Origin of the sequence: Alteromonas sp. KUL106, from assembly GCF_009811415.1 — a bacterium.
Taxonomy (GTDB): Bacteria; Pseudomonadota; Gammaproteobacteria; order Enterobacterales; family Alteromonadaceae; genus Alteromonas.
Genome location: NZ_BLIG01000058.1, coordinates 1 through 20,932 on the forward strand (window position 1 = coordinate 1; position 20,932 = coordinate 20,932).

Consider the following 20,932-nt stretch of genomic DNA (forward strand, 5'->3'; position numbering starts at 1 on the left):
CTGCGTATCTTAATGATATTTTCAGAACTGTAAAGCGAAAAATTAAAAAACTTGGTTAAGTGCTGAGAATTCAATCAAATACGCAGCTTAAATCGTATAAAAAAAGATTTTGTATTCACCTGACACCATTTTCATCTGAAACTACTTGAAAATGGGAACTAAAACCCATACAACATACACTAATTAATTGTGTACCATTTTGGTCATATCATAAGTCCTGTTGGAGGAAACAATGGATCAACGTTCGATGTATTCAAGTGCATCTCAACCATCGGTATTGCAGACGAACAAGGTTCTACGCAACACCTATATGCTGCTTGCGATGACACTAGCGTTTAGTGCGGTTTGTGCTGGTATAGCAATGGCGGTAGGCATTTCTCCTATGATGTCTCTTGTTATGACTATCGGCGCTTTTATTACTTTATTTGTTGTCCAGAAAAAAGCGGATTCAGCATCTGGTATCTACTGGGTGTTTGCATTCACAGGTTTAATGGGTGCATCACTGGGTTATACGCTTAATTTCTATTTAGGTGTAGCAGGGCCAGGGCTAATCATGGAAGCCCTAGGTGCAACAGCCCTTGTGTTCTTCGCGCTTTCTGGTTATGCGCTTACCACTAAGAAAGACTTCTCGTTCATGGGTGGCTTCTTGGTAGTTGGTTTGGTTGTTGTGCTTGTTGCGGCAATTGCGAACATCTTCTTCGCGGTTCCAGCGGTAAGCCTAGCAATCAGTGCAGCGATTGTGTTCATCATGTCAGGTTTTATCCTGTTTGATACAAGCCGTATCATCCACGGTGGTGAAACAAACTACATTCGCGCGACTGTTTCGCTATACTTGAACATATACAACTTGTTTACGTCTATCCTTCACCTTCTAGGTGCATTTGGCGGCGACGATTAATACACCGTTAAAGGTTGAAAAGATAAACACCCCTTAACCGGGGTGTTTTTATTTATATGGCAGAATATTCAATACTTATCACATCCTCACCGTTTGACGGCGATGCAGCACTGCGGGCCCTTGGCTTTATACAAGGTGTTATCGATAATGGTGATGTCGTTAATAACGTCTTCTTTTATAGTGAAGGGGTTCACCACACCAACAGCTTAATGCTTAATACCGGTGATGAACTGTTTGTACTTGATGACTGGAAAGCACTTGCTGACGCGCACAACATCAAGCTTTTAGTGTGTATCACCGCCGCTGTCAAACGAGGCATCGTGAGTGAACTAGAAGCAAAAGAGAACGGCATCGCATACGCCAATTTAGCTGCCCCCTTTGAGCAAGCTGGCTTAGGCGAGTTTTTCTCCGCGCTACACGCGTGTAACAGGCTGGTGCAATTCTAATGGCAAATTTACTGATTAGATTTACTCAAAGCCCTTTTTCCAATGCCAGAAGCCAAGACGGTTTAGATTTTGCGCTCGCGGCAACCAACTATGGGCACGACGTAAAAGTGCTCTTTGAGAACCAAGGCGTGCTTCAGCTTGTTAAAGCAGCATCTACTAAAGGACTGAAGAACCATACGAAACGTTTAGCCAGTATGCCTTTTTTCGATATTGAAGAATGCTATGTGTGTGCAACGAGTGCTGATACCTTCAACATTCAGCGAGTGCTCGCCAATACAAAGCTAGTAGAAGAGCTTGAGTGTCATTGGCTAACGCCTTCTGAGAAGATAGCCCTCATTCATAGTGTTGACCATGTGGTGACTTTCTAATGCTTATTACCATTTTAACATCGACGCTGAGCACAGCGGATAAGCAGTTGCTAACCGCTGCCTTTGAGCAATCAAACGCGGTTGTAAGTGTCGCTTGCCTTGGTGACGGTGTTTACGCACCTGGAGTGGACGCCGTGTTTTTTGAATCGCTGACAACGTTTATGAACAACAATCCGCAGCTCAACGTGTTTTTTCTCTCTAGTGATGCTGTTTCAAGGGGTGTAAACCTGCCAGCACAGATAACCCCGATTTCCAATAAAGAACTTGCTGCTTTGTCAGCACGAAATACTCAATGGGTCACGCTCTCATGACACAAGAAACCTACAGCTTTCATTATAAGGGACAAGAAATCCCTACAGACAAAGCGGGCTATTTACTCGACTACACCCTTTGGGAAGAAGGTATGGTTGAGTTGCTGGCGCAAGAAGAAAATATAGAACTTACCGAGGCCCATTGGGAAGTCGTGCGATTTGTGCGCGCATTTTACGAAGAATATGAAACCAGCCCTGCTATTCGCGCCCTCGTAAAAGCCATGGCTAACAAATTTGGACCCGAAAAAGGCAATAGTCGCTATCTGCAGAGGTTGTTCAAAAAAGGCCCAGCTAAGCAAGCCACAAAATTGGCCGGGCTACCCAAACCAGCCAAGTGTTTATAAACCTGCCTGATGTCTATAAAGCAGTATTGGTAACCTTTGATCCCCATTGAATAAAAGTGCTAGTCATTGACGCTAGCCTTTTATTTTTACCAACAAGCCAACATTCCCCCTCTGCGTCATTTCCTTATTTATCGCCCATAACCGAGCTTATACCAGTCCACATAGATAATTGTCCACTCAGAAGGCGCTGGCAAGTTTCCTAGCGAAGCGTGGGAATGCAGGAATGGCTGTTCCCTTTCAAATTCCCAGAATGAAGCTAGGAAGCTTGCCAGACCTTCCCGTAGGGCGAGTTTAAAATGTCCGTACTCTTTGTTGTGTCACCTTGATGTAGAACCACTATACCTACGGTAACACGCCGCGATTACGGAACATTTTCACTCTCGCTGAGTGGGTAATTATCTATGCGGACTGGTATTTGCAGTATTCCTATTACATTAGCGTTTATTGAGTGTTTTAAGCACATTTTTCACATCTGCTTGAGCGAAACGTCATAACCGTGAATGTTTTACATAAATGGATAATAGGAGGCTGTATGACAGTTCAAAGACACTACGTAATTGTGGCAAACCACGACAACGCCATTGCTTATACCTATACCAATCATGGAACTGCGCTTGTTGAAGTAAAAAAATGGCACAATGAATTCAGTGATGCCAGTGACCAAGATATCTATACGGACAGGCCAGGCCGACAGTCTGCGCCCGCCTCTCAAATACCGGGCGTCGACAGCATGAATCGCAAAGATGCAGCAGAGTTAGAAGACGAACGCTTCGCTGGCGACATTGCTGATTGGTTGGACGGAGAGCGAAAGAAAGGCGCGTTAGGGTCAATCGATATCATTAGCGGTCCAGGCTTTTTAGGTAAACTTAGAAACGGCATGACTTCAGAGTGTGCTGATGTGGTAGATAAAGAAGTAACGAAAAACGTCCTTGGTGCCGATGAAGAGACCTTGCTGTCTTACCTTAAGTAGATCATTGGTATTTTACGCTATACAAGTCATCGATGGCGGCATGTGTTTTTTCTGGTGCCGCCAGTTTTTCTTAGCTCACTTATGAATGTCTACACAGCTATCTCAGACAGACATTTGTCTCTTTTATTCAGCCTTTAGCAATACTGGCTCCCCTATTACCTCAGCGTTTTTAAATGTCTTTACCTGCGTCACTTCAAGATCTGTATAAAGACGGGGATGATTTAGCATAAATTCAACGTCATTATTTAGTCTCCCTTGAGTATCAGCAGCTAACCATGCTTTGACTGCATGTGCGTTATGCGGAAGAAAGCAAGGAATAGATTTTTCATGAAACTGGCTAAAACCTTCAATTGGCGGGCGTGTTACTACGGCACAAGTAAACAGTCCATTACTAAATCTCCGGTATACGGCCCCTATAAGTAATGCCCCGCTGGTGGGCTTCATTAAATAATGCGCTTTTCCTTTTCCACGCGGGTTTGACTCCCCTACTGCTGTTGCAACAACCACCGCCCGTCGCTCTCGAATAAACTTCCCCCAATAAGGGCTATCTAAATTGCGAGCATTAAACGTTGTTCTATCGCCCACTTGCAATGTTTCGCCATCGGGCTTGGCATCAAACCACCATGTGGCATCAACGGTTCTATCACCAGACACAATTAAATTAGTGATTTGTCGTTCAGGCGATTTACCAAAGGCAGGGTAAAAGTTAATAATTTTCGTTGTGGAAGACTCATTAACAAAAAACGGGATAGTTTGCGTAAGCCCTACTTCTTCAAGAAGTGCTATAACGTGAGGTGAGTCAGTAATACGTTGTATAAAACCGCACATATTGTAAAGCCAATCAACACTGAAATTTGCTTTAAAATACAGAAACTCGTGTGGGAATAACAGGAAAAAGCGCTGCCACTAGGTGTGTCAGCGCAAATCAGCCCGTTAGGCGCTAGTTGCCTTTATCACTTCCTGACCAGCCATATAAGGCACAAGCACTTTTGGAATAGTAACGCTTCCGTCTGCTTGCTGGTTATTCTCTAAAATAGCAACAAGGGTGCGCCCTACCGCTAAACCAGAGCCGTTAAGTGTATGAAGCAGTTCAGGCTTGTTGGTTTCTGGGTTGCGGAATCTAGCCTGCATACGTCGTGCTTGGAAATCCAGCATATTAGAGCATGATGAAATTTCACGATAAGTATTTTGCGCAGGTAGCCACACTTCTAAATCATAAGTTTTACACGCGCCAAAGCCCATATCGCCAGTACAAAGTAAAACTTTACGGTACGGTAACTCTAGCTTCTGCAGAATAACTTCGGCGTGACCAGTAAGTGCTTCAAGGGCGTCAAAGCTATCTTCTGGTTTTACAAGCTGTACTAGTTCGACCTTGTCGAACTGATGCTGACGAATAAGACCTCGAGTATCACGACCATAAGACCCAGCCTCTGAACGGAAGCAAGGCGTGTGAGCGGTCATTTTTACCGGTAGGGTTTTCGCATCTAAAATCTCATCTCGAGCGATATTGGTTAGTGGCACTTCCGCTGTCGGGATAAGGCTCAATCCCTGACCTTCTTCGGTGGCAGGCTGAGTGTGGAAAAGGTCCTCACCAAACTTTGGCAACTGACCCGTACCATACAGGCTGTCGGCATTGACCAAATAAGGCACATACATTTCTTCATAGCCGTGTTCTTGGGTATGGGTATCAAGCATAAACTGAGCAATTGCACGGTTTAGGCGGGCAATATCGCCGCGCATAACGACGAAGCGGCTGCCTGTTAGTTTGCTAGCTGTGGCGAAATCAAGGCCATTGTTTAAACCTTCAGCAATATCGACGTGATCTTTAACTTCAAAGTCAAATGTACGTGGTTCGCCCCAACGCGAAATTTCCACGTTGTCGTCTTCATTTTTACCTTCTGGTACAGACTCATGCGGCAAGTTGGGAATGCCTTGTGTAAGGGTATTTATTTCTTCTAACAGTTCGCTAAGTTCCGCTTTAGCGGCGTCAAGCTCGTCACCCAATTTACCCACTTCAGCCAATAGCGGTGCAATATCTTCGCCCTGTGCTTTTGCTTTACCAATGGATTTACTTCGTACGTTACGCTCGTTTTGCAGATCCTGTGTTCTGGACTGAAGTGTTTTTCTTTTTTCTTCAAGCGAACTGAAAGCTGCTACATCGAGGTCAAAACCACGGGCAGCTAATCGCTTAGCTGTTTGTTCTATATCGCTTCGCAAACACTTTGGATCTAACATGTGTTTCTAATTATCCTTTCATTAATTGAATGGCTAGCCAGCCTGCTACTAGACAAGCGCCAACGTTAAGAAATACGTTCGCTGCGGCTTTAAGCCACAACCCGTTCTCTAATAAAGTTAAGGTTTCAACGGAAAATGTTGAGAATGTAGTAAAGGCACCTAAAAGCCCTACACCGATGAGCGCTCGGTATGGAGAGTCGCTTAAATCGTGTCTTTCGATAAGCCCGTACAACAACGCGAGTGCGAAAGACCCGACTACATTCACCGTTAGTGTACCAAACGGCATGTGTTTTCCAAATAAGGAATCAACACTTGTTGTAACAAAATAGCGTAAACAGGCGCCAGTCGCCCCGCCAGCGGCAATAAAACAATACAAAGCTAACCCTTGAGGCACGAAAAACTCCCTAGCGCGTTCTTTTTTATAGACTAATCTACTTTATTCGATTCAGGTGCGGTGCACGATTGCAACTTTACCTTTTATTATTGCTTCTCGCATTAAGTGAATCGAGAAATTCGCGCTTGGCTTTTAGTGCTTTTTCTAAACCACGCTCGTTAGGGTTGTACAAGCGGGTGCCTGTAAGGCTGTCTGGAAAGTAAGATTCTCCTGCGGCAAACGCATTTGGCTCGTTGTGCGCATAGCGATAGCCATCACCATGGCCTAACTCTTTCATAAGAGACGTAGGGGCATTGCGTAAATGCATAGGAACCGGTGCATCAGAGGTTTTTCGCGCCAGAGCTTTTGCTTCATTAAATGCCATGTACACCGCGTTGCTTTTTGCTGCTAATGAACAGTATACCGCCGCTTTTGCAATAGCCCGCTCGCCTTCAGCAGGACCGACACGATGAAACGTATCCCAGGCGTTAATACAAAGCTGCATCGCTCTTGGGTCAGCGTTACCAATATCTTCAGATGCAATGGCCAGTAGTCGCCTTCCCACATAGAGCGCATCACCGCCGCCATCGAGAATTCTTGCATACCAATACAGGGCAGCATCTGGATCTGACCCTCTCACCGATTTGTGAAATGCTGAAATCAAATCGTAAAAGGTGTCGCCTTTATTGTCATAGCTGGCAACTTTCTCGCCTACTGCATGCTCCACATCGTTAACGGTTATCTCATTTGCGCTTGTAAAGTCAGCGGCAAGCTCTAAATAGGTAAGAAGGCGGCGTGCATCACCGCCACTCAAATCGATAAGTGCATTTCTCGCGGTTTCTTCAATACCTAGTGCCCTTTTTCCCAGGCCCTTTTCAGAATCGCTTAACGCCCTATCGACTAATTCGGATAATGCGTGCTGTTCCAGTGTCTTTAACACATAAACACGTACCCGAGATAGAAGTGCTTTGTTTAATTCAAACGAGGGGTTTTCAGTGGTCGCCCCAATGAAGGTCACAACGCCTGATTCAACAAAAGGCAGAAACGCATCTTGCTGGCTTTTGTTAAACCGGTGTACTTCATCAACAAAAAGCAGCGTGCGCTGGTTATAACGTGCGTTATCTTCAGCCGTATCCATCGCCGCTCTGATGTCTTTAACCCCAGAGGTAACCGCAGAAATTCGCAATACAGATGCGTTGGTATATTGGGCAATGAGTTCAGCAAGGGTAGTTTTACCGGTACCGGGCGGCCCCCACAAAATCATAGAATGGCAGTGACCTGCCTCTAACATTTTACGAAGAGGCTTACCTTCGCCAAGTAAATGTTCCTGACCGCTGTACTGCTCTATGGTAACCGGGCGCATACGCGCCGCTAACGGCGCGAAGTCTTGATTAACGCTGGTCATCTATGATGAAGCTATCTGGAATTTCAACTGAAAACGTATCGGCAGGAACTGGAAAACGCGTTTCAATGTTATTAAACACCAACGTGCTAATTTGCTGTTGTGCATCAAGCATGTTGAGCGATGCCAGCGCATTATCTTCGTTAAACGTGAGTGTAAGCGTTACGATTTGGCCGCCTTCTTCTTTAGGCGTTATTTGAAAGCTTTGTAAAACACTACCGTTGTCGTCGCTGTTTACCGCCGAGACGCTGCTCATTTGATCTATTGTAAATTTTGACCAAGTTGCTTCATCTGTCGATGTAAGCAAAACGATAGGGTTATCTTTGATCGCATTGTCTTGAGATAATATCGTTACTTGCTCTACGAAGGTATCCACATTCCAAACTGCTTCACCATCAGCTATCAATAAGGTTTCATCGGGGAACGTTGTTTCCCACCGCAATTTATTCGGACGGGTCATGGTGAGCGTGCCCTGCGCTTCATGTACAACGTTCTGCTGCCCGTCTACCACGGTTTGAGCAAAGCTTGCGCGAAACTGTTTCATCTCGCTTAACAGTGCTTGCAGCGCTGAACTCGAAGAGTCATCGGTGTCAGTCGTAACGTTTGGAGATTGACTATTGTTCATCGACGCATTTGTGTCGTCGGCAAGTTCTTTACCGACAGTGTCTGCATCATAATATGTGCCGAATTCCTTGAGGTTAGAATCCAATTCTAACGTTGCATTCGCTGCGAAACTCATCGTTGCCAACGCACTTACAAAATAAACCGAAACTGCTTTATTCATTTATTCAATCCATTCGTTATTCTTTATGAGGCGGCGGTGCAAGTACCTCGCGATTACCATTGTGCCCCTGTGCACTTACGACACCGCTCATCTCCATTTGTTCAACTAGGCGCGCTGCACGGTTGTAACCAATTCTAAATTTACGTTGCACACTTGAAACACTCGCGCGACGTGTTTCGGTCACAAATGCTACCGCTTCATCGTAGAATGCATCAAATTCTTGGTCTTCGCCTTCAGGCTGCTCACCAGGTAATAACACTTCAGCTGATGCCTCGCCATTCAGGATCTCATCAATGTATTCTGGCTCTCCCCGTTTCTGCCAGTCAGCCACTACGGCGTGTACTTCATGGTCGTCAACAAATGCGCCGTGAACACGCGTCGGTACCGGACTACCCGGCGGAAGATAAAGCATATCCCCCATACCCAATAATGTTTCGGCACCTTGCTGGTCAAGAATGGTTCTTGAGTCAATTTTACTTGAAACCTGGAATGCACAACGGGTCGGAATGTTCGCTTTAATCAGACCGGTAATCACATCGACAGACGGACGTTGCGTAGCGAGAATAAGGTGGATTCCTGCTGCACGGGCTTTTTGTGCAATGCGTGCTATTAGTTCTTCTACCTTTTTGCCAACGATCATCATCATATCGGCAAATTCATCAACCACCACCACGATAGCAGGAAGTTTGGCTAAGTCTGGCGCTTCCGCGTCCATGCTCTCTTCGTTTTTCCAGAGCGGATCTTTAATGGGTGCACCGTTAGCAATGGCTTCTTCAACCTTCGCGTTATAACCTTTCAGATTTCGAACACCAAGGGCGCTCATTAGGCGATAGCGACGTTCCATCTCACCAACACACCAACGAAGCGCATTGGCCGCCTCCTTCATATCTGTCACCACTTCGGCAAGCAAATGAGGTATACCTTCATAAACCGAGAGCTCAAGCATTTTCGGGTCAATCATGATCATTCGAACGTCTTCGGGTGTGCTCTTATAAAGAAGGCTCAATATCATGACGTTTACGCCCACTGACTTACCTGAACCGGTTGTACCCGCTACGAGCAAATGAGGCATCTTTGCTAAATCAACCACTACTGGTTGGCCTGAGATGTCAGCGCCCAACACCATGGTTAATGGCGACTTATTCGACTGGAACGTATCGCAGCTAATCACTTCGCTTAAACGCACCATTTCACGCTTTTTGTTGGGAAGTTCCAAGCCAATGACTGATTTACCCGGAATAACTTCTACCACGCGTACTGAAATGGCCGACATTGCGCGAGCCAAGTCTTTGGACAATCCAGTAATTTTACTAACTTTGACCCCTGGCGCTAAATCAAGCTCAAATCGGGTTATAACCGGACCTGGGTAGACACCCACCACCGTTGCCTCAATATTAAAATCGGCAAGTTTTTCTTCTACAAGACGAGAAATGCCTTCAATCTCTTCTGGTGTAAGCGGGTTTTCGTGTTTGTCTGCGCGCTCAAGTAAATCGAACGACGGCATAGGCGGTAAGTTTGGGTCGACTTCCCCTGCTCTCGCTTTAACGGGTTTAGCACCAAGTGCAGCTGGGGTAAATGTCTGAGCAACGGCTTGTGTTTCTTCTTGCAAATGCGAGGGTTGCGTTTGAGCGACGGGTGCTGAAGGCTGACTATCATCCGCTGATGAAACACTGTTGTTTGTCGAAGCTAAAGGCTTACTTCCTGTCTCGTAAGGCAGGTCTTCGTCAAACTCCTCTAAATCGTCGAAATTAATATGCGGGCTCTGTTGAGGCTGCTGACCATGTTCGTGTTGTGCGCTATCAATGGGTGAATGCGCTGAATCCTCTTGATTTGATTTGCCCAAACCCACTTTGTCTTTAAAGCTACCAGTAACCGCATTGCGCATGCCCGATAGAGAAAAAGCCGACTTCTTGGTCTCAGTGTCATTGTCAACTGACGCGGCGTCTTTTTCTTCTGTGTTAAGCCCATTGTTAGGCTCAGTTTGAACGGGTTCGTCTCTGTTATAGGTATAAAATGGAGGTTCATCTTCTACCTCTTCGATACCAAAAGTAGGTTCACTGCGAGAAGGCGACGTCTTTTGTGCTTGCGGTTGCTGTGTCTGTTCCGCAGTAGCCAAGGGCTCTGCTCGCATACTAGTAATATCAAGTGCAGCACTTTCGTTACTTTCCTGACCAGACGATCTATTAGCCAGCGCCAATCTTGGCATCTCAAGTGCTAACAAACTCTGCGGTGCGGACAGCGTCTTCCGCCCTAGCCACAGCGTACCTTCCCCTATTTTATCAATAATCGTAAGCCAGCTTATCCCCGTTAGTAGCGTAAAACCCGTACAGAAAAAGCAAAGAAGCAGTAAAATAGTACCGGCGGTATTAAAGTAAGGAATAAGCGCTGAACTGATCACATCACCAACAAAACCACCGGCTGAAAAATTATAGATATCATCGAAATTGATGCTGGCTATCCCAGTTGCGCCGAGAGCCATCAGTAGCCCACCAATAATACGCAGTCCAATGGTAAGATAGTCGAACTCATCCAGCTCTTTTATGTGTTGAAATAAAAACCACCCTAAAAAAGCAGATCCAAATGGCATCAAATAGGCGAGAAAGCCAAAAGAAAATAGCAGTAGGTCTGCAACCCAAGCTCCTGTTGCTCCAACCCAGTTGTGAATGTCTAGTTGTAACCCAGCCTGACTCCAACCTGGGTCACCTGGATGAAAAGATACTAGTGCCAGCAATAAGAAGAAGGCGAAAACACAGGCGATAATCATACCTGCTTCCCACACTCGCTGAACCCCTGTTAATCGCGCCATAACCCTAAAAACCTTCAATTTCTATCGCGTATAGCCCCATAAACGAGTCAAGCTTGCTTATGAAAGCTATCTGTACGCTAACCGCAACAAAGAGCTTAGCGTACTCTTTGCAGTCCCTACTTAGTTATTATTTTATGTTTGGCAAGTTGCTGAACGTAATACCGAAACCACTACGTTCCTCCCCTACCCCATGCTTGTGATTACCAACAATCCTTGGTCTAAACACAAACACTGTATTTTTGCACAGCCTACCACAAAAACACGCTTGTGAGCCACGCTTTCATTACTTCAAATTAATACGTAGCGACGACGTACTTTTCACTTCTTCCATCACAACGTACGTGCGCGATTCACTCACACCGGGCAAGCGTAATAAAGTATCGCCAAGTAATTTTCTGTAGCTCCCCATATCCGCCACCCGTGCTTTTAAAAGAAAATCAAAGTCACCAGATACTAAATGACATTCTTGTATATCGTCATGCAGTTTTACCGCAGCAGAAAATTCTGCAAAGATATCAACTGAAGTTTTGGTTAGCGTGATCTCTACAAAGACAAGCATTGCAGCGCCAAGTTTCTCTGGATCAACGACTGCGTGATATCCCTTAATATAGCCTTGCGCCTCTAATCTCTTCACTCTCTCTAAGCAAGGACTAGGGCTTAACCCTACTTCTTTGGCCAGTTCGACATTCGATATACGGCCGTTTTTCTGCAGTTGCACCAATATATTCCTGTCTATTCGGTCAAGGTGCTTGGGTGTCTTTACTAACATATAAAATATCTACAAAACCATCTTTTAAAGAATTATATGCTACAAATGCTTTTTCTTCAGCAGATAGTTCGTTTTTTTATCACGTATACTCCGCAAATATGTTCAAGGGCTTCAAGGCCGAACACAATGACGCAAAAGTTCAACCCGAGCCACTTAGAAGCTCACTACAAAATTGAGGACTATACATGTTAGTTGGTGTACCAAAAGAAATTAAGAACCACGAATACCGTGTTGGCCTAACGCCTGCAGCAGTAAAAGAGTTTGTTAGCCACGGTCACAGCGTTCTAGTAGAAACAAACGCCGGTGACGCTATCGGTTTCACTGACGAGATGTATGTAGAGGCAGGTGCTGCTATCGCATCAACTGCTGAGCAAGTATTTGCTGAAGCGGAAATGATCGTAAAAGTAAAAGAGCCTCAGCCCAACGAGTGTAAAATGTTGCGCAAAGGCCAAACGCTTTACACCTATCTTCACCTAGCACCAGACCCGACCCAAACTAAGCTACTGGTTGAATCAGGCGCGACCTGTATTGCTTACGAAACGGTGACTGACGACCGCGGTGGCCTTCCACTGCTTGCACCTATGAGTGAAGTAGCCGGTCGTATGTCTGTTCAAGCTGGCGCGCATTACCTTGAGAAAGCGCACGGTGGCAGCGGTACACTTCTTGGCGGCGTACCAGGCGTAGCGCCGGGTAAAGTTTTGGTTATCGGTGGTGGTGTTGTGGGCACTAACGCGGCAAAAATGGCACTGGGCCTTGGCGCTGATGTGACTATTCTAGACCGTTCACTTCCTCGTCTTCGTCAAATCGATGACATCTTTAATGGCCAAGTTAAAACGGTTTATTCTACGGTTGATGCTATTGAGCATTACTCTTCAAAAGCGGATCTTGTTGTTGGTGCCGTACTTATTCCTGGTGCAGCCGCTCCGAAGCTTCTTACTCGCGAACAAATTAAAGCCATGAAACCAGGTTCTGTGCTTGTAGACGTTGCTATCGACCAAGGTGGCTGTTTTGAAACCTCAAAAGCCACAACACACCAGGACCCAGTTTACATTGTTTATGATGTGGTTCATTACTGTGTTGCAAACATGCCAGGTGGCGTAGCGCGCACGTCTACAATGGCACTTAACAATGCTACATTGCCGTTCGGCCTAGCCCTTGCCAACAAGGGGCCAGCAAAAGCAATGTTAGACGATAAGCACTTGCTAAATGGTTTGAACGTTCACGAAGGAAAAGTCACCTATAAAGCCGTTGTTGACGCGCTTGGTGAAGAATTAGGTCTTACCTATACGCCAGCGGAAGTCGCGCTAAAGGGCGAATAATCCTGACTTGAGGCTGTACCTCCTAGCCTCATCAATGAAAAGCTCGGCATGTGAAAATCACATCCGAGCTTTTTTTATTATTAATATCAGTCCAAGTCGACATGAAAGCGGCATTCTCTGAAGCGTCTCTATCACACCACTTTTACACATTAAGGCCTTGTTGCTGCACGATGCCTTATACCAACAAACCTAACTATTAATTGAAGCGTTTACGGCTTCTAATACCGCTATGGGGTCGTCCGCCTTCGTAATAGGCCGCCCCATCACCAAATAACTCACACCGGCTTTCATTGCATCAGGCGGCGTCATAACCCGTTTTTGATCGCCGGCGTCAGCGCCAATAGGACGGATGCCAGGGGTGACGAGCAGAAAATCGTCGTTGTGTCTTTCGCGTAACACGCTCGCTTCCTGCGCTGAACAAACAATACCGTCAAGCCCCGCTTGTTCAGTTAACGCTGCTAAGCGCAGCACTTGTTGCTCAGGCGTCACGCCGCTAACCACGTCAGCCAACTGTGACTCATCCATGCTGGTTAGCACAGTTACCGCTATAAGCTTGGTCTGCGGATTGGTACTATTTGCGATTGCTTCTTTCGCTGCTTGCATCATGGGTAGCCCACCAGAAGCATGTACGTTTACCATCCAAACGCCAAGGTCTGCGGCCGCTTTACATGCTTTGGCGACAGTGTTGGGAATGTCGTGAAACTTCAGGTCGAGGAAAACATCAAAACCTTTCGCAATCAGTATCTTTACTAAATCAGGCCCAAATAAGGTGAACATCTCTTTGCCCACTTTTAGTTTGCACAAGTTTGGATCTAATTTGTCTACAAACGCCAAAGCTGTGTCTTTATTGTCATAATCTAAGGCAACAATAACGCGTGGGTCATGCATGTTCTTTTATTCTCCGTCTAGCCCTTTTATAGGTTTTACTACGCCCCATTTTTTACAGCTCGGGCAAAGCCAATATAGTTTTCGACCAGAAAATCCACAGCTGCCACAGCGGTATTTGGGTCGCTGAGACATCTGTTTCTCCACCAAGTCTTTCAAAAGACGCAGGCTATCAGCGGTGGTTTTATCTGATAACTGGTCAATATAGAGCCCCATTAAGGTTTTAAAACCGCGCATAGTGGGACGCTTACGAAGTTGTTCAAGCAGATACTCGGCGGCTTGACGCGTTTCACCGCGCTTCATCAGAATATCAACCATCGCCAAATATGAAGTTGCGCACTCTTGCCAGTGTGCTTCCAAGTTCTTCTGGAAATTGTCCCAGTCGTCGGTTTCTTCAGCTATTTTTTCAAGACTGGGCACCGCTTCGCTAAACCAATTAATGTCACGTTCTGCGACTTGCGTAAAATAAGCATTGGCGTCGGTGTAGCGTTGCTGTTCAAGGGCAATATCACCTAACATTAACCAAGGTCTTACCGCGTGCTCGTCGGCATTAACAGCTTTTTGCAATAGGGTTAACGCGGCTCCTTGGCTGTCATTTTTGAGCTCTACCGCTGCTTGCTCGCAGTAAAAATGGGCCAGTCGCTCACAGACGTCATCGTTATCGCCGTGACACTGCACCATTCTCTCAGCCAACTCTATGGCGCGTTCCCATTCTTTAGTGGTCTGGTAGATGCTAAAAAGCTGCTGCTGCGCGACGAGGTAATGCTTTTCGCTATTAAGTAACTGAAGAAATGCATTTTCAGCACGTTCTAAAAATCCTGCCTGCGTGTAGTCATGGCCAAGTTCTCTGAGGGCGTTCTCACGCTGCGCAGGTTGAAGCTCGTCTCGACTCACCAGGTTTTGATGTACCTTTATCGCTCGGTCGATTTCCCCCCGATGACGAAAGAAACTACCCATTGCGATGTGTGTTTCAACCGTGTCACTGTTGACATTAATCATTTTGATTAACGTGTCTACAGCTTTATCCGGCTGATCTGAAAGGAGAAAGTTTAAACCTTTGTAATAATGCTTTGATAAGATACTTGACTGTTTTCGCTGGGCTTGACGGACACTATTTCTGCCCATTATCCAGCCATAGCCTGCCGCAACAGGCAGAAGAAGAAACAGCAGTTCGAGCATTAGTGTTCTTGTTCCAAACTCTGTATTTTCGATTGAGCACCCATCAGCTGAACTCTTAACTTGAGCCAACTAAGCAGCATAATAAGGATACCAACCACTACTCCAATTGATAACGTTATCGCAATGAGAGTCGATAGACGTATATTTGCCTGCGCAATCAGATAATTAACCGTCACTTGTGCTTCGTTTTGCGAGCCAATCACAAATGCAATTAAAAGCAACGCTAGGATAATAAGAAACGTTAGGATCCCTTTCAACACTAAACCCTTTTTATTGATTTGTTTACAAGAATAGCAAAATGCGAAAAGAGATAACACAAAAAGCGTAGGCGAATTGCGTTTAAGCGGCGCCCTCTTCTTGAAGATCTTGTCGCATAGGTTTGGCGATGAGATTGTCGACAACTAAATCATGATGCAATGCCGACATGTTGGTGATAAAGATACAATGTGTGTAGCCAGCTTGCATTGTTTCTAGCTTCACATACATGGCTTTGTCTATTTTAGACAGTTGTGCCAATCGTTTTTTCGTTAAGGGAGTGATGGCGCCATGACAGCGAATGGCAGTCACGTCCGTGGCGCTTAACTGTATCTTACCATCATCAAGCTGTGTCTTAATCTGCGTGCGTAGCTTAGAATACAGAAAGTCTCGCTCTTTAATATAAACTAGCCTGCTGTCACTTTTTCTCACGCAATGCACAACCAGCGATTGATTGGACGTCTCTTTAAACATCCCTTCTAGTATTCTGGATTTAGGTTTCGCTTGCCCTTTATCTGCAAAAAAGCCGTGCAGAGGAATAATATTTTGTGTTCGTGAGAAAGGATAAAGATCGTCAGATGTCTCACTCTGATATACGGTTTTCAGCCTATCTAATGTGAAACGGTTCATTACGCATAATACCGCTAAAGAAGGCATATGCCTGACAGCAAGCTCCCATATGAAGCGATGCGTTGAACGCTGTATACGTGCAATATCTCTCAATTTGAAATAGGCAGTATTTTCCTCAACCATGCTATCAACACTCGAACCTACCCTGGCTTTCCTTGTCTCTTCTAAAAGACAAAGTCTTGCTACTCCGGTATTGGCTTGATAATGAACGAGCTTATACTTTTCACCTTTAATTTTTAGCTCTGGTACGGATACACGGATCTCTTTTTGTAACTCACTATTTGGTGCCACAAGAAGTTTCATTCCGCTCGCACTTAAATCTGCCACACGGGCATCGAGAGAAGAAAGTAGTCCAACTTTAATTGATGCGGGCTTATCAATGATATACCGTGTTTCGGAGCGCCGGTCTAAGTCTTCTTCCATAACGTAATCGATATGCCAGTTATTACCACTGGCCTTTAGCGATTTGGATAAAGGTTTAAAGTCACACTTCGCGGCGAGCGTCAAGTTGGTCAGATAAGATGAGACATCTTTGCAATACAGTACGTGAGAGATCTGTGCAAGTTGTTCGAACTCTTTACTGGCAATATCATGAATTGCAAACGCCTTTTGTTTATCTTGTCGACTCACGGTATCGAGACGGCAATGGGTACATATAAAATCGCCGCTTTTTGCGAGTAAATATACCAGGGCATTGAGCTGCTGTAGCGCCAAAAGCTGCCTGTGAGTTGCCGTTATTTGAACATTGCCGCTTTTTGTTTTGATATTTCCTTGAAAAACATACGCCTCATTGTATTTTCGCAGTTCTTCAACCAGTGTCGCAAAAATTGGCTTATCTTGAAGACTGGCTAATAATTTTTCAGCATTGTTATGCTCTACATTGGCTTTTGTGAAAAGTGCGATAACGGGCTTTAACGATCTTTTTTCAGGTGCAAGAAAAACAGGTAACCAAGGGCTATTCTCTAATATTCGGTCACGTTCCAATTCTTGCATTGCTCTTTCAATTTCTAAATCACGTTGGAGCGGCTGTTTGTAAGCCGTGACAGCAATGTAGCGTTTTAATAAAGCAATGAACTCTTTATCGACATCTTTTTGAAAAACAAATGAGGTTTCATACTTTCCAAGGTCCTTATTATACTTTACCGCTTCTAACTCCACTTTTATCTCAGTCGGCTCTTTAGTAAGACCTTTAACTTCAGGGATCGTAAATGTAAGCACATCACCAGTGGAGGCGTTTGGAGGCCTTTTGGTTTCAAGGGAAAGTTCTTTATGGGACATAGCGCTAATTGAGCAATGCCGTCCCTTCTCGAACTCTGCGGAAGAAATGGTGAAGTTGGGACGAATAGCTATGTCGTCGCCAAAATCTATATCCGTGAACGATTGGCTTTCAACATTAAAAGCATCAACAATTTTTTTAAATTGCTCTTTCTTTATCTGATTTTGGTAAAAGTCTGAGTTCATCACGGACTCAAACACACCAACCGTATATCTGTCCTGATAAAGTGATGTTTCGTTTTTAAGTATTTGTGCGCCAACTTTATCAAGGCGCATTTGAACCCCGAAATGTTTAAATTTCATAACGGGAAATTGCGCGAAAGCTGAATTATCGGCAGGTGCGTCTGTCAGAGAAGTCAGCCTAACGACTTCCTCTTTAACTATCTTTCGAACACTACTTGGAAGACGCTTTGAGAATTTGTTGATTCCTTCCAACAACTTATTTTGTTGTTCATAAGGAATGAGTGCACGAATAAGCGGCTGGTATTGTTTTATTATTGCTTGTTCTTCGCCGGCTGACATTGCTTCATGGTTACCGTTTATTTTTATTTGAATAATATATAACCCTAGTTAACTTGGGGTCAATAGGTATTAAAAATTAAACGTACGTATATTTCTACCAATTCGCATAGATAATTGCCTAATTAGTAGGTACGGGCAAACTATCTAGCTACATTCTGGGAATGTGAAAGGGAACAGCCATTCCTGCATTCGCTCGCTTTGCAAGGAAACTTGCCAGACCTTCCCGAAGGGTGAGTTTAGAATAGCAAAATTGGGCAGACACAAAAAAGCCGCTTTACAGCGGCTTTTAAATTGCGTTATGCGATTGAGGCGTCTACCCGTTCGCGAAGCTCTTTCCCAGGCTTAAAGTGCGGTACATACTTACCGTCAAGTTTAACTGTTTCACCCGTTTTAGGGTTTCTACCTACGCGCGGTGCGCGGTAGTGAAGAGAAAAACTACCAAAACCCCTGATTTCAATACGCTCACCTTTTTGTAAGGTTTGCGCCATTTGTTCCAGAAGTTCCTTTATTGCCAGTTCGAGTTCTTTCGCCGGAATATGACGCGCTTGATCCGCGAGCCGTTCAATTAATTCAGACTTGGTCATGCTTAACCTCATTGTCAATATTATTGTTTAAACAGCTATCGCGAATGGGGTGTGCAGATGCACACCCTCAAAAGCATTACTCGCCTTTAGCAGCTTTAAATGCTTCTGCCATCGCGTTAGCGAAACCAACATCTTCTTGTTGGTTAACTTTATCGATAGCTTCTTTTTCGTCAGCCTGATCTTTCGCTTTAACAGATAGGTTAACAGTGCGGTTTTTACGGTCAACGCCCATAAATTTCGCTTCAATGCTATCACCAACGTTTGCTGCTTCAGTTGCATCTTCAATACGCTCTACAGCAAGGTCTGCAACGCGGATGTAACCGTCAACTTCTTCAGCTAGGTTTACAGTAACGCCTTTCGCATCAACTGCTGTTACTGTACCAGTAACGATAGCACCTTTCTTGTTATCTGTCAGATACTTGTTGAAAGGATCTTCTTCGATTTGCTTAACGCCAAGAGAAATACGCTCACGCTCTGGGTCGACTTGTAGTACAACTGCAGAGATTTCGTCGCCTTTCTTGTAGTCGCGAACCGCGTCTTCACCAGACTTGTTCCAGCTGATGTCAGAAAGGTGAACTAGACCGTCGATGCCGCCGTCAAGACCGATAAAGATACCGAAGTCAGTGATTGACTTGATCTTACCAGACACTTTGTCACCTTTTTCGTGTGACTCAGCAAATGTTTCCCAAGGGTTAGCAATACACTGCTTAAGACCAAGAGAAATACGACGACGCTCTTCGTCAATTTCAAGAACCATTACATCTACAGTGTCACCTAGGTTAACAACTTTAGATGGGTGAATGTTCTTGTTAGTCCAATCCATTTCAGAAACGTGTACAAGACCTTCAACGCCATCTTCGATTTCAACGAAGCAGCCGTAGTCAGTAAGGTTAGTAACCTGACCGTTGATCTTAGTACCTTCTGGGTAACGAGACGCAATTTCTTGCCATGGATCGTTGCCCATTTGCTTCATACCAAGAGATACACGCTGTTTCTCTTTGTCGAACTTAAGTACTTTAACGTTGATTTCGTCGCCAACATTCACGATTTCACTTGGGTGCTTAACGCGCTTCCAAGCCATGTCAGTGATGTGTAGAAGACCGTCTACGCCACCAAGGTCAACGAACGCACCGTAATCGGTAAGGTTCTTAACGATACCCTTGATTTCATGACCTTCTTCAAGGTTAGCAAGTAGTGATTCACGCTCTTGGCTGCTTTCAGCTTCGATAACTGCACGACGAGAAACAACAACGTTGTTACGCTTCGCATCTAGCTTGATAACTTTAAACTCAAGCTCTTTGCCTTCAAGGTGCGTAGTATCACGTACTGGACGTACGTCAACAAGAGAACCAGGAAGGAATGCGCGTACACTGTTAACTTCTACAGTGAAACCGCCTTTAACTTTACCGTTGATAACGCCTTTAATAGTGACTTTATCTTCGTAAGCTTTTTCCAACTCAACCCACGCTTCGTGACGCTTCGCTTTTTCGCGAGAAAGAATCGTTTCACCGAAACCATCTTCAACTGCATCTAGTGCTACGTCTACTTCGTCACCGATAGCGATTTCTAGTTCGCCTTCAGCGTTCTTAAATTGGTCAGCTGGGATAGCACTTTCTGATTTCAAGCCTGCATCAACAAGAACGATGTCTTTGTCGATAGAAACAACAGTACCTTTTACAATTGAACCAGGACGTGTTTCTAGTTCTTGTAAGCTTTCTTCAAAAAGTTGTGCAAAATTTTCAGTCATAAGTCTCAAATAAACTTTTAAGTTGATATCCACGCTTCTTATCCGGATAACGCGGGGTTATTAAATGTCGTCGCCACTCCCTGTAGCAACACTGCTTTGGATGCGTTCGGCTCTCGTCATTAAAGGCGTGAGGAGATAATATCCATCGCTTTTTCAAAGACTTGGTCAATATCCAAGTCCGTTGAATCTATAATTACTGCATCTTGTGCCGGTACCAATGGCGCGACCGCTCGCTGTGTATCACGCTCGTCTCTCGCTTTGATATCGGTTAAAAGGCGCGCAATATTAACATCCATGCCCTTTGCTTTCAACTGGCTATAACGGCGCTCAGCGCGGGCCTCTGCGCTCGCTGTAAGGAAAATCTTTACAGGCGCATCAGAGAATACAACTGTTCCCATGTCGCGACCATCCGCAACTAATCCTGGATCTTGCTGAAAGGCACGCTGTCTGCGCAACAATGCTTCGCGAACGCGGGGCAGTGCTGCAACTTTTGATGCTACCGCTCCAACCTCTTCGGTGCGAATATCGTCAGTGACATCCTCGCCTTCTAGAATAATACGGGTAGTATCGCCATTCGTCTCGAAACTTACATCAAGACCGGTTGCTAGAGGAACAACACATTCTTCATCATCACACGGTAGGTCGTGGTGAAGTGCAGCAACTGCTAGTACGCGGTAAATTGCGCCGCTATCTAGAAAATGCCACCCTAACTTCTTTGCTAGCAAACTACTTAAAGTACCCTTGCCAGCACCACTTGGACCGTCAACCGTGACTACGGGTGTGGAATGCATACCTGCTCCATCATTTAAATTACAAAAATCGCGCGTAAT

General features: G+C 45.0%; 21 protein-coding genes. 7 read left to right on the forward strand and 14 right to left on the reverse strand.

Annotation, left to right across the window (positions count from 1 at the left end; genetic code table 11):
* The first annotated feature begins 232 nt into the window (after positions 1-232).
* From GVO63_RS18675 to GVO63_RS18700, 6 genes are all read left to right on the forward strand, one after another.
* The gene (locus GVO63_RS18675; RefSeq protein ID WP_014949619.1) at positions 233-898 is read left to right on the forward strand and encodes a Bax inhibitor-1/YccA family protein; all 666 of its coding nucleotides are present in this window, start codon (positions 233-235) and stop codon (positions 896-898) included.
* Between the two features lie 56 nt (positions 899-954).
* Positions 955-1,344, forward strand: coding sequence for a sulfurtransferase complex subunit TusD (gene tusD, locus GVO63_RS18680; protein ID WP_159489732.1), 390 nt, complete (start codon positions 955-957; stop codon positions 1,342-1,344).
* The gene (locus GVO63_RS18685; RefSeq protein ID WP_159489730.1) at positions 1,344-1,712 is read left to right on the forward strand and encodes a DsrE family protein; all 369 of its coding nucleotides are present in this window, start codon (positions 1,344-1,346) and stop codon (positions 1,710-1,712) included. The genes tusD and GVO63_RS18685 overlap by 1 nt, the downstream gene beginning before the upstream one ends.
* Positions 1,712-2,023, forward strand: coding sequence for a DsrH/TusB family sulfur metabolism protein (locus tag GVO63_RS18690; RefSeq protein ID WP_159581917.1), 312 nt, complete (start codon positions 1,712-1,714; stop codon positions 2,021-2,023). Before GVO63_RS18685 ends, GVO63_RS18690 begins: the two co-directional genes overlap by 1 nt.
* Positions 2,020-2,367, forward strand: a complete 348-nt coding sequence (locus tag GVO63_RS18695) for a TusE/DsrC/DsvC family sulfur relay protein (RefSeq protein ID WP_159489726.1) — start codon at positions 2,020-2,022, stop codon at positions 2,365-2,367. The genes GVO63_RS18690 and GVO63_RS18695 overlap by 4 nt, the downstream gene beginning before the upstream one ends.
* A 532-nt stretch (positions 2,368-2,899) precedes the next feature.
* Positions 2,900-3,337 carry a host attachment protein gene (locus GVO63_RS18700; RefSeq protein ID WP_159489714.1) on the forward strand — a complete coding sequence of 146 codons (438 nt, stop codon included), beginning with the start codon at positions 2,900-2,902 and terminating at the stop codon, positions 3,335-3,337.
* Positions 3,338-3,460: 123 nt separating this feature from the next.
* Here the strand turns inward: GVO63_RS18700 and GVO63_RS18705 are convergent, their stop codons facing one another.
* From GVO63_RS18705 to lrp, 7 genes are all read right to left on the reverse strand, one after another.
* Entirely contained in the window at positions 3,461-4,165 is a 705-nt protein-coding gene (locus tag GVO63_RS18705; RefSeq protein ID WP_159581919.1) for an SOS response-associated peptidase family protein, read from the reverse strand.
* Between the two features lie 105 nt (positions 4,166-4,270).
* A complete protein-coding gene (serS, locus tag GVO63_RS18710; RefSeq protein ID WP_159489710.1) occupies positions 4,271-5,572 on the reverse strand; it encodes a serine--tRNA ligase in 1,302 nt (433 codons plus the stop codon).
* 10 nt (positions 5,573-5,582) lie between these two features.
* Entirely contained in the window at positions 5,583-5,966 is a 384-nt protein-coding gene (crcB, locus tag GVO63_RS18715; RefSeq protein WP_159489708.1) for a fluoride efflux transporter CrcB, read from the reverse strand.
* Between the two features lie 76 nt (positions 5,967-6,042).
* Positions 6,043-7,350: a replication-associated recombination protein A gene (locus GVO63_RS18720; protein WP_159581921.1), complete on the reverse strand. Its 1,308-nt coding sequence runs from the start codon at positions 7,348-7,350 to the stop codon at positions 6,043-6,045.
* A complete protein-coding gene (lolA, locus tag GVO63_RS18725; protein ID WP_159581923.1) occupies positions 7,337-8,131 on the reverse strand; it encodes an outer membrane lipoprotein chaperone LolA in 795 nt (264 codons plus the stop codon). The genes GVO63_RS18720 and lolA overlap by 14 nt, the downstream gene beginning before the upstream one ends.
* 16 nt (positions 8,132-8,147) lie before the next feature.
* A complete protein-coding gene (locus GVO63_RS18730; RefSeq protein ID WP_159581925.1) occupies positions 8,148-10,937 on the reverse strand; it encodes a DNA translocase FtsK in 2,790 nt (929 codons plus the stop codon).
* 283 nt (positions 10,938-11,220) lie between these two features.
* On the reverse strand, positions 11,221-11,706 hold the full coding sequence (gene lrp / locus GVO63_RS18735) for a leucine-responsive transcriptional regulator Lrp (RefSeq protein ID WP_014949635.1): 486 nt from the start codon (positions 11,704-11,706) through the stop codon (positions 11,221-11,223).
* 185 nt (positions 11,707-11,891) lie between these two features.
* Here lrp and ald point away from each other — a divergent pair, with 185 nt between their 5' ends.
* Positions 11,892-13,025, forward strand: coding sequence for an alanine dehydrogenase (ald, locus tag GVO63_RS18740; RefSeq protein ID WP_159581927.1), 1,134 nt, complete (start codon positions 11,892-11,894; stop codon positions 13,023-13,025).
* A 189-nt stretch (positions 13,026-13,214) separates the two neighbouring features.
* Here ald and pyrF read toward each other — a convergent pair whose 3' ends face one another.
* The 7 genes from pyrF to cmk all read right to left on the reverse strand — a co-directional run bounded on the left by pyrF (position 13,215) and on the right by cmk (position 20,893).
* A complete protein-coding gene (gene pyrF, locus GVO63_RS18745; protein WP_159489698.1) occupies positions 13,215-13,913 on the reverse strand; it encodes an orotidine-5'-phosphate decarboxylase in 699 nt (232 codons plus the stop codon).
* 6 nt (positions 13,914-13,919) lie between these two features.
* Positions 13,920-15,089 (reverse strand): lipopolysaccharide assembly protein LapB, encoded by a 1,170-nt coding sequence (gene lapB / locus GVO63_RS18750; RefSeq protein WP_159489696.1) that lies wholly within the window; start codon positions 15,087-15,089, stop codon positions 13,920-13,922.
* The gene (locus GVO63_RS18755) at positions 15,089-15,349 is read right to left on the reverse strand and encodes a LapA family protein (RefSeq protein WP_236552211.1); all 261 of its coding nucleotides are present in this window, start codon (positions 15,347-15,349) and stop codon (positions 15,089-15,091) included. Before GVO63_RS18755 ends, lapB begins: the two co-directional genes overlap by 1 nt.
* Before the next feature lie 79 nt (positions 15,350-15,428).
* Positions 15,429-17,771 carry a PilZ domain-containing protein gene (locus GVO63_RS18760; protein ID WP_159581929.1) on the reverse strand — a complete coding sequence of 781 codons (2,343 nt, stop codon included), beginning with the start codon at positions 17,769-17,771 and terminating at the stop codon, positions 15,429-15,431.
* Between the two features lie 296 nt (positions 17,772-18,067).
* On the reverse strand, positions 18,068-18,355 hold the full coding sequence (gene ihfB / locus GVO63_RS18765) for an integration host factor subunit beta (RefSeq protein ID WP_014949641.1): 288 nt from the start codon (positions 18,353-18,355) through the stop codon (positions 18,068-18,070).
* A gap of 76 nt (positions 18,356-18,431) precedes the next feature.
* Entirely contained in the window at positions 18,432-20,102 is a 1,671-nt protein-coding gene (gene rpsA, locus GVO63_RS18770; RefSeq protein WP_159489690.1) for a 30S ribosomal protein S1, read from the reverse strand.
* Positions 20,103-20,221: 119 nt separating this feature from the next.
* Positions 20,222-20,893 carry a (d)CMP kinase gene (gene cmk / locus GVO63_RS18775; RefSeq protein ID WP_159489724.1) on the reverse strand — a complete coding sequence of 224 codons (672 nt, stop codon included), beginning with the start codon at positions 20,891-20,893 and terminating at the stop codon, positions 20,222-20,224.
* Between the last annotated feature and the right edge of the window lie 39 nt (positions 20,894-20,932).

Coding starts and splice junctions, on each gene's coding strand:
- GVO63_RS18760 (WP_159581929.1), bottom strand. CDS start 17,771: ATGTCAGCCGGCGAAGAACAAGCAATAATAAAACAATACCAGCCGCTT.
- cmk (WP_159489724.1), bottom strand. CDS start 20,893: ATGCATTCCACACCCGTAGTCACGGTTGACGGTCCAAGTGGTGCTGGC.
- rpsA (WP_159489690.1), bottom strand. CDS start 20,102: ATGACTGAAAATTTTGCACAACTTTTTGAAGAAAGCTTACAAGAACTA.
- GVO63_RS18685 (WP_159489730.1), top strand. CDS start 1,344: ATGGCAAATTTACTGATTAGATTTACTCAAAGCCCTTTTTCCAATGCC.
- lapB (WP_159489696.1), bottom strand. CDS start 15,089: ATGCTCGAACTGCTGTTTCTTCTTCTGCCTGTTGCGGCAGGCTATGGC.
- GVO63_RS18675 (WP_014949619.1), top strand. CDS start 233: ATGGATCAACGTTCGATGTATTCAAGTGCATCTCAACCATCGGTATTG.
- GVO63_RS18695 (WP_159489726.1), top strand. CDS start 2,020: ATGACACAAGAAACCTACAGCTTTCATTATAAGGGACAAGAAATCCCT.
- GVO63_RS18690 (WP_159581917.1), top strand. CDS start 1,712: ATGCTTATTACCATTTTAACATCGACGCTGAGCACAGCGGATAAGCAG.
- tusD (WP_159489732.1), top strand. CDS start 955: ATGGCAGAATATTCAATACTTATCACATCCTCACCGTTTGACGGCGAT.
- GVO63_RS18700 (WP_159489714.1), top strand. CDS start 2,900: ATGACAGTTCAAAGACACTACGTAATTGTGGCAAACCACGACAACGCC.
- pyrF (WP_159489698.1), bottom strand. CDS start 13,913: ATGCATGACCCACGCGTTATTGTTGCCTTAGATTATGACAATAAAGAC.
- ihfB (WP_014949641.1), bottom strand. CDS start 18,355: ATGACCAAGTCTGAATTAATTGAACGGCTCGCGGATCAAGCGCGTCAT.
- lolA (WP_159581923.1), bottom strand. CDS start 8,131: ATGAATAAAGCAGTTTCGGTTTATTTTGTAAGTGCGTTGGCAACGATG.
- GVO63_RS18705 (WP_159581919.1), bottom strand. CDS start 4,165: ATGTGCGGTTTTATACAACGTATTACTGACTCACCTCACGTTATAGCA.
- GVO63_RS18720 (WP_159581921.1), bottom strand. CDS start 7,350: ATGACCAGCGTTAATCAAGACTTCGCGCCGTTAGCGGCGCGTATGCGC.
- ald (WP_159581927.1), top strand. CDS start 11,892: ATGTTAGTTGGTGTACCAAAAGAAATTAAGAACCACGAATACCGTGTT.
- lrp (WP_014949635.1), bottom strand. CDS start 11,706: ATGTTAGTAAAGACACCCAAGCACCTTGACCGAATAGACAGGAATATA.
- GVO63_RS18730 (WP_159581925.1), bottom strand. CDS start 10,937: ATGGCGCGATTAACAGGGGTTCAGCGAGTGTGGGAAGCAGGTATGATT.
- serS (WP_159489710.1), bottom strand. CDS start 5,572: ATGTTAGATCCAAAGTGTTTGCGAAGCGATATAGAACAAACAGCTAAG.